The 8,288-nt window shown below is 61.9% G+C and carries 6 protein-coding genes; 2 read left to right on the top strand and 4 right to left on the bottom strand.

Annotated features, from left to right (window positions below; all coding sequences use genetic code 11):
* On the top strand, window positions 1-2,289 hold a 2,289-nt coding region (locus AWB67_RS33135), incomplete at its 5' end, for an MGH1-like glycoside hydrolase domain-containing protein (protein WP_087660251.1).
* 10 nt (window positions 2,290-2,299) lie between these two features.
* On the top strand, window positions 2,300-3,778 hold the full coding sequence (locus AWB67_RS33130) for an alpha-amylase family glycosyl hydrolase (RefSeq protein ID WP_087660250.1): 1,479 nt from the start codon (window positions 2,300-2,302) through the stop codon (window positions 3,776-3,778).
* A 112-nt stretch (window positions 3,779-3,890) separates the two neighbouring features.
* Here the strand turns inward: AWB67_RS33130 and AWB67_RS33125 are convergent, their stop codons facing one another.
* From AWB67_RS33125 to AWB67_RS33110, 4 genes are all read right to left on the bottom strand, one after another.
* Window positions 3,891-4,751 (bottom strand): glucose 1-dehydrogenase, encoded by an 861-nt coding sequence (locus AWB67_RS33125; RefSeq protein ID WP_087660249.1) that lies wholly within the window; start codon window positions 4,749-4,751, stop codon window positions 3,891-3,893.
* A 72-nt stretch (window positions 4,752-4,823) separates the two neighbouring features.
* Window positions 4,824-5,885, bottom strand: a complete 1,062-nt coding sequence (locus AWB67_RS33120; RefSeq protein WP_235025485.1) for an AI-2E family transporter — start codon at window positions 5,883-5,885, stop codon at window positions 4,824-4,826.
* Between the two features lie 226 nt (window positions 5,886-6,111).
* Window positions 6,112-6,699: a PqiC family protein gene (locus AWB67_RS33115; protein ID WP_087660248.1), complete on the bottom strand. Its 588-nt coding sequence runs from the start codon at window positions 6,697-6,699 to the stop codon at window positions 6,112-6,114.
* Window positions 6,699-8,288: PqiB family protein (locus tag AWB67_RS33110; protein WP_235025483.1), on the bottom strand; the 1,590-nt coding region annotated here is incomplete at its 5' end. The genes AWB67_RS33110 and AWB67_RS33115, both read right to left, overlap by 1 nt.

Genomic DNA, 8,288 nt, shown 5'->3' with positions numbered 1-8,288 from the left:
CGATCGCGGGAGGAGTTCGAGTACGAACTGCTCGATACCGGTGCTTTCGCTGATGACCGGTATTTCGATGTGTTCATGGAATACGCCAAGGCGGCTCCGGACGACATCCTCGTGCGCATTTCGGTGCACAACCGCGGACCGGAGGCGGCACGGCTGCGAGTCCTTCCGACATTATGGTTCCGTAACACGTGGTCGTGGGGAGATGACACTCGCAAGCCCACGCTGCGCGATGCGGGCGGAGGCGTCATTCAGGCTACACACCATGATCTGGGCGGCTACTGGCTCCATTGCGACGACACCCCAGAGTCGCTCTTCACCGAAAACGAAAGCAACGCGCAGCATCTGTGGGGCCAGCCCAACGCGTCTCCCTACGTGAAGGATGCGTTCCACACCTACGTGATCTCGGGACAGGGCGACGCGGTGAATCCGGCCAAGACGGGGACCAAGGCCGCGGCCCACTATGTCTGCGACGTGCCCGCAGGCGGCTGTAAGACGATTCGGCTGCGCCTGACGGCCACCAGACTGGAGAATGCGTTCGGCGACTTTGAGAGCCTATTCAGTAGCCGCATCGCGGATGCCGACGAATTCTACGAGCGGATCGCTCCGAAGTCATTCACGGAAGATCAGCGCCGCGTGCACCGCCAGGCGCTGGCCGGCATGCTGTGGAGCAAGCAGTACTACTACTTCGACCTGGAGCTCTGGCTGCGCGAGCACCGGAGTCATCCATTGCTTGAGGGCGCGCGCCACGACGTTCGCAACACGGAGTGGTTCCACATGTTGAACGCCGACGTGATTTCCATGCCGGACAAGTGGGAATATCCGTGGTATGCCGCCTGGGACCTGGCCTTCCATACGGTCTCCCTGGCGATGGTTGATTTCGACTTCGCCAAGGAGCAACTGCTGCTGATGCTGCGCAGCCTGTATCTCCACCCAAGCGGCCAGATCCCAGCTTATGAGTGGAATTTCAGCGACGTGAATCCGCCGGTGCATGCTGCTGCCACGCTCTGGCTGTACAAATACGAGAATCAGTTGGGCCGGGCCGACCTGCGATTCCTGGAGCGCTCGTTTCAGGGATTGATGCTCAATTTCAACTGGTGGGTCAATCGCAAGGACCCTTCGGGGCGCAACGTCTTCGCTGGCGGCTTTCTGGGTCTGGACAATATTGGAGTTTTCGACCGCAGTGCACAGCTCCCGACCGGTGGTTCGCTGGAGCAGGCGGACGGGACGGCGTGGATGGCCTTCTATTGCCAGAGCATGCTAGAGATGGCCATTATTCTGACCGAGTACGATCCGATCTACGAGGAGGTCGCCTTCAAGTTCGTCCAGCACTTCATGTGGATCGCCTATGCGATGGACCGTCGCGGCGAACATCAAGACGAGATGTGGGACGAAGAGGACGGCTTTTTCTACGATCTGCTACGGCTCCCCGACGGCCAGACGAAACGCCTGAAGGTAAGGTCGCTCGTCGGGCTGTTGCCGCTGTGCGCATCGACGGTGTTCGAAGCGCCGTCTGTCGCGCGCTATCCGAAGCTGATGGAGCTGATCGCTCAGTTTCGGAAACGCTACCCCGAGTTGCTTGCGCATGTGGCCCCGACCGACGGAGGTTTCACGGGCCATAAGGATCGCAGGCTTCTGTCGATCCTCAACAAGCGCAAGCTTGAACGCGTGCTCGGCTACCTGCTCGATGAGAATGAGTTCCTGGGGCCCTACGGCATTCGTTCGCTATCTCGCTATCACTTGGACCATCCGTTCGTGCTAAACGTCAGCGGACAGGAGTACAAGGTGCAGTACCTCCCGGCCGAATCGGATACCGGCATGTTCGGCGGCAACTCGAACTGGCGCGGTCCGGTATGGATGCCGGTCAATTTGCTGATCGTACGGGCGCTGGTGAATTTCTACACTTTTTTCGGCGATGATTTCAAGATTGAGTGTCCGACGGGGTCGGGTCAGCACATGACGCTGTTCGAGGTGGCGCAGGAGCTTGTCCGTCGGCTGACGAGCACTTTCCTGCGCGACGCCAATGGGCGACGCCCCGTCTACGGAGGCACGGCCAAGTTCCAGGACGATCCGCACTGGTGCGACTTGATCCTGTTTCATGAGTACTTCCACGGTGACAATGGCGCGGGCCTTGGGGCCAGCCACCAGACAGGCTGGACGGGTCTGGTCGCCCCTCTTCTCGACATGTTTGGGCGTGTCGACGCTCGAACCATGCTGGAAACCGAACGCGGGCGCGTGATGGCGGGGATTGTAAGGGGACAGGTGGGCGGAGAAGAAATTGGCAAGAAGTAAAGGAGGATATATGTCCGACTTGCGCTACCCGGCGCTGTACCAAATCAATACCCGCGTCTGGCTGGCGGACCTGACTCGCGTGCTCGGCAGGAGCGCGACTCTCGACGATATTCCCGACGCAGACCTGGATCGCTTTGCCGAGCTGGGTTTTGACTGGGTCTGGTTACTAAGCGTCTGGCAGACCGGGCCGGCCGCGCGGGCGATCTCGTGCGCGAATACTGGATGGCGTCGAGAGTTCGCCGACACGCTGCCGGACCTCGGGGAACAGGACATCGCCGGCTCCGGGTTCGCTATCCAAAGCTACACCGTCCATTGCGATCTGGGCGGCGCTGCGGCGCTCGCCCGATTGCGACAGCGGCTGCAGCAACGCGCACTGAAGTTGATGCTCGACTTCGTTCCGAACCACATGGCGCCGGATCACGCATGGATCGACGAGCATCCGGACTACTTCGTTCGTGGCAGCGAGACCGACCTGGCTCGCTCGCCGCACAACTACTGCCGGGTGCAAACAAAAAGCGGCCCGCTGGTGCTCGCCCACGGACGCGATCCATACTTCGACGGCTGGCCCGACACGCTGCAGCTCAACTACGGCAACCCGGACTTGCAGCAGGCAATGATCGGCGAGTTGGAAAGAATCGCCGGGCAGTGCGACGGCGTGCGCTGCGACATGGCTATGCTGGTCTTGCCCGACGTCTTCGAACGTACCTGGGGCATTCGTGCTGATTCCTTTTGGCCGAAGGCAATCGAATCCGTGCGGCGCGAACATCCGCACTTCCGGTTCATGGCCGAGGTCTATTGGGATCTGGAATGGACGATGCAGCAGCAAGGTTTCGATTACGCCTACGACAAGCAGCTGTACGACCGCCTGCGCGGTGCGCACGCGCGGCCGGTGCGCGAGCATTTGTACGCCGGGCTCAATTACCAGGACAAGCTGGCCCGCTTCCTGGAAAACCACGACGAGCCCCGTACGGCAGCGACGTTCGAACCCGGGATGCACGAGGCTGCGGCCATCATTACGTATTTGTCACCTGGCCTGCGCTTTTTCCACCAAGGCCAGTTCGAGGGCTGCAGGAAGCGCATTTCGCCGCATCTCGCGCGCGCGCCTCTGGAGAATGTCGACGCAAGCTTGCAAGGGTTCTACGAGAGACTGATGACCGTGCTGCGGCAACCGGTCTTTCGAGACGGCACGTGGACTCTGCTCGAAAGCGAGCCGGCGTGGGAGGGCAACTGGACCTGGGATTGTGTCATCGCGTGGTCTTGGCAACGAGCCGACGGCGAGCGGCGACTCATTGCCGTCAACTACGCTGGCAACCAGAGTCAGTGTTATCTCCGAATCCCGTTCTCCGACGTGAACGGCCGCACGGTACGGCTGAGGGATATGATGGGGACGGCGACTTTCGATCGCGATGGGCAAGACCTCGTTTCGCGCGGACTTTATCTGGATCTGCCGCCCTGGAGTTACCACGTCTTCGAATTGACCGCATCGTGAAGGCCGCGCTCGGGTCAGCGTCGGAGCGCCGCAAACCCAGGTTGACACTCGCCGGCTGAATCGATGCGTGGGGACAGCGCGGGAAGCGAGGGTTGAGACAACGATCAACCGATTAACCTCGTGTTTCGAATCCAGGGTACAGCGTCATCCCGCCGTCGATGAAGAGCGTCGTACCGACGATGTAGTCTGTGAAGTCCGAGGCCAGCCAGACCGCCGCACGGCCAATCTCCTCGATCTCGCCGATGCGCTTGTAGGGCACGAGCTTCATCAGTTCGGCATAGGCCTCGGGAGTGGACCATGCCGCGGAGTTGATCGGCATTCGGATCGCGCCCGGCGCGATGGAATTGACGCGGATGCGCTTCTCGGCGACCTCCTGTGCGAGGCTCTTCATCAGCAGCATCAGTCCGCCTTTAGAGGCCGCGTAATTCACGTGGCCGGCCCACGGAATCACCTCGTGGACTGAACTGGTGAAGATGATCTTGCCGGCTGCTACCGAAACTTCCGGCCGTACGCCGCGGCGGAGGAACTCGCGCACCGCCTCGCGCGCGCAAAGAAAGGCGCCGCGCAGGTTGACATTCATCACGGCGTCCCATTGCGCGGCACTCATCTCGTGGAACGGAGCGTTGCGCTCCATGCCTGCGTTACTGACGAGGATATCAATCGTGCCGAACTCGAGTACCGCAGCGGCGAACATGGCTTGCACTTGCGCCTCGTCGGCTACGTCGGCATGTGCGGTAGTAGCGAGCTGCCCGCCGCTGCGAAGCTCTTTAGCCACCGCCTCGGCGTCAGCCGGATTGGCCCCGTAGTTGACTATTACGTTCGCACCAGCCCTGCCCAGCGCAAGAGCGATAGCACGACCGATGCCGGAATTGGCACCGGTCACCAGCGCCGTCTGACCTTTGAGCAAGTTCAGCGACTTGAGGGCCGGGATCGCGGGCTCCGGCAGGTTCCGGTTCGCGTAGTAGCTTTGCATGGTGTGTTCCTTCGTTCGGTTGCCGAGGAGTGGCATCGTGTCATGCGGCCTTCGCAGGCGAGCCCGCCCGGATCAAGTCTGATTCTCGTCGCCTGGTCCGGTAGTGTGCGGCTGGTCTTCCACCCATTGCCAGAAGAGCCGGTAGCCCACCGCCAGCACCACTGGGCCAATAAACAGGCCAATGACGCCGCCGGTGACCATGCCGCCCAGCGCACCGATGAGTACTACCGGCATCGGCACGTCAACCCCGCGTCCAAGGAGCAGCGGCTTGAGCACGTTGTCGGCCAGGCCCGCGACGAAAACATAGACGGAAAAGATGATGCCCGAGACGCTCGCGCCCTCCGTGGCGAAGACGTAAATAATCACCGGGACCGTAATCAGCGTGGCCGGCAGTTGCAAGATCCCGAGCAACAGCACCGCCAAAGCCAGCAGGCCAGCAGCGGGAATGCCTTTGACCACGAAGGCGACGCCAATCAGCAGCATCTGGATGAAGGCGATGCCTACCACGCCCTGCGCAACCGCTCGAATGGTGCCGGTGCACAATATGGCGATGCGTGGACCTTTCTCCGGGCTGAAGAGGCGCGAGGTAATCTGCACGGCACTTCGGGTGCTTTGCTCGCCATAAGCGAGGAAAATGCCCGCGATGATCAGAGCGAATATGAATAGCAGCAGCCCCTTGCCCAGGCCCGCAGCCGTGATCAACAGCGCACGGCTGACGTCCTTGATCTGCGGAGCGAGTTTCTGCATCAGGCCAGTCATGTCGGTGGCCGCTTGCAGCCAGAAGTCTTGCAAGCGCTGGCCCACCTGAGGCCAACCGGCTACCGAATCGGCTCGAGGCGAGATGTGGAAACCTTCGTCCTTGACGATGGACATCGCATGCTCCACGGACTCGGTCATGGCGACGCCCAACAGGTAGGTCGGCACGATGATGATGCCGAGCGCGATCAGGACAATCAGCGTGGCGGTGCGGCCGTCTTTGTTACCCAGCCTGCGCCTTAGCCTGACCTGCAGTGGGTAAAGGGTGATTGCCAGGATCATGGACCAGACGAGCAGGTCGAGAAACGGGAGGACTATCTCGAAGCAGAAAATCGCCAGGACAGCGATTAGCCCCGCACGGATCAGGACATCGAGCAGTGCGCGGGATAGCTCCTTCTCGGAGGTGGGCGTGGGCGGGCGTGGGCAACATCGATCGTCTCCTCGCGGATCACCGCAACGTTCACGACAACGGCCCAGGACAGCCCGCAACGACGTGCCGAGCCATGGCGTCTCGCTGCATGCAAGTTAGCTCGCCGTTACGGATCTCAAATCGTATCGACAACGACACGGTGATCATCGCCGGTCGCATGCTGCGGTCGCGGTGTCACGGCAGGAGCGTCGAGCGGATCGCACCGGCAATGTCACTGCTCACGGTCGCGAACGCCCGGCTATGCGCATCGACGAGCGCGTCGTAGTCGGCCGTGCGGACGGCTTCGCGCGCGATAGTCCGGCCGGTGATCGTCGCCCCCTTCGGCGGCCAGACCGACCACAGCACAACGATCGCTGCCATCTTCCCCGGCGCCGACTCGAAGCTCTGCACGTCGACCCGTACGCGATACGCCTGCGCATTGTCCGGATGCTGGGCATAGCCCGCGACCAGCGCCCCCGGCACGGCCTGCGCGAGGTCAGCCGCAAGCACGCGCGAGATCTGGCTGCGCAGGGAATCAGCCCAGCGAGCGTACTCGTCGATCTTGACTTGCGTCGCACCCGTTCTCAGCACAAACTGTGGCCGGTCGACCAGATCGGGAACGGTTACCGCATCGATGACAATGCTCATCGGCGGCGGCGTAGTCGGAGCGGCTACGACCGGCGGTACCGCGCTCAGCGTGTAGAAAGCTGCAGAGGGCGACGTCGAACAGCCCCCGATAAGGACTAGAACGAGCACCACTGCTGCGAGGTTCAGGGAGCGCATCACTTTTTATCCTCGGGTTTGCCACGTATCAGCGCCTCTGGATGGCGTTCCAGATACTCGGCGAGCGTGCGGAACGCCGCCGCCGTGCGAGACAGTTCGTGCATGGTCTCGCGGGTGCTCTGCGCGATCGCGGAGTCGGGCTGCAATGTCCTGTTGGTCGAGTTGAGTGCCTCGCGCGCTGCAACCAGCGTGGCGCGGGCCTCCGGCGCCACGCTGTGGTCGAGCGTTTTCAGCAAAGTGTCCGCAGATTGCAGGGTCTGCCGCAAATCCTTCCCGATGCCCTCGAACGGAATTTTGTTGAGCTTTGCGACCAGGGCCGTCACCGAGTCCTGAAGCGATTGCAACCCCCCCGGGGCGGTCGGAATTTCAGGCGGAGTCGCGTTCCAGTCCATCGTCGCTTTCGGCGCGTTCGGAAAGAAATCTACCGCGATGTAGAGCTGACCCGTCAAGAGGTTTCCGGTTCGCAACTGGCCGCGAAGCCCCTTGTCAACCAGCCACTCCGCAACCTTGCGACGGTCCTCCACGACCCTGCCGCCTTTATTGCCCGACTCATAGCGCGAGGTAAACCGCTCAGGGTAGTAGCGAATCTCGACCGGTATGCTGAACTCCTTTTTGACTGGATCGTAGCGCGTATAGATCGCCGCCACCTCGCCCACCACGATGCCGCGGAAGTCGACCGGCGCGCCAACCGTCAGCCCGCGCACCGATTCCTTGAAATTGAACACGTAGGTATCGACGATGCGGTCATGGCGCTTCATCGCCTCGGCCCGGTCGTTGAAGAGTTGAAATTCGGAGTTCGCGGCGGCCTCTGCAATGTCAGCCGCATCGGGCGGACTCTCGAACGCGAGTCCGCCGATCAGGATCGAAACCAGCGACTCTGTGTTGACTTTCACGCCGCTTGTATCGAGCGAAACATCGACGCCGCTCGCCTGCCAGAAGCGCGTGTCGCCCTTCACGTACTTGTCGTAGGGTGCGTTGATGAATACACGCAAGGTGACGCCCGAACCGTCGGCGTCGAGCTCGAAGCGGGTCACCTGACCGACCTGCAAGCGTCGGAAGAATATCGGCGAGCCGACATCGAGCGAGCCCATATTGTCGCTCTTTAGCACGAACTCGCGCCCGGGCACGCCACTCTCGAACACGGGCGGCTTTTCGAGCCCGACGAAGTCGCGCCGCGGCGTTGCCTTAGAGCCGATGTCCATGCCGATGTACGAGCCGCTCAATAGCGTGCCGATGCCCGACACCGTGCCGCCCGAAATACGCGGGCGCACGACCCAGAAACGCGTATCGTCGACGAGCATATTCGTGGCGTCCTTGGAAAGCTCCGCGGTTGCGACAACGCGCTTGTGATCCGGCGCGAGCACGACGCTCGTAACCACGCCGATATCGACGTTCTTGAACTTGATCTTCGTCTTGCCCGCCTCCAGGCCCTCGCCGGTGACGAAGCTGATGGTGATCGTCGGTCCTTTCGCCAGGATTGCCTGCACCGCGAGCCAGCCGCCGATGAGCACCGCGATGAGCGGCACGAGCCACACCAGTTGCACACGAAAGCGCGAGCGCGGCTTGGCGACGGCTTCCGGGAACTCGGG

This window comes from Caballeronia terrestris (assembly GCF_001544515.1).
In the GTDB taxonomy this organism is placed as follows: domain Bacteria; phylum Pseudomonadota; class Gammaproteobacteria; order Burkholderiales; family Burkholderiaceae; genus Caballeronia; species Caballeronia terrestris.
This window is presented reverse-complemented; position numbering and strand designations above follow the sequence as displayed.

What these genes read in the sequence shown, in the direction of transcription:
- AWB67_RS33130 (WP_087660250.1), top strand. Translation starts at nt 2,300, where the DNA reads ATGTCCGACTTGCGCTACCCGGCGCTGTACCAAATCAATACCCGCGTC.
- AWB67_RS33125 (WP_087660249.1), bottom strand. Translation starts at nt 4,751, where the DNA reads ATGCAAAGCTACTACGCGAACCGGAACCTGCCGGAGCCCGCGATCCCG.
- AWB67_RS33115 (WP_087660248.1), bottom strand. Translation starts at nt 6,699, where the DNA reads ATGCGCTCCCTGAACCTCGCAGCAGTGGTGCTCGTTCTAGTCCTTATC.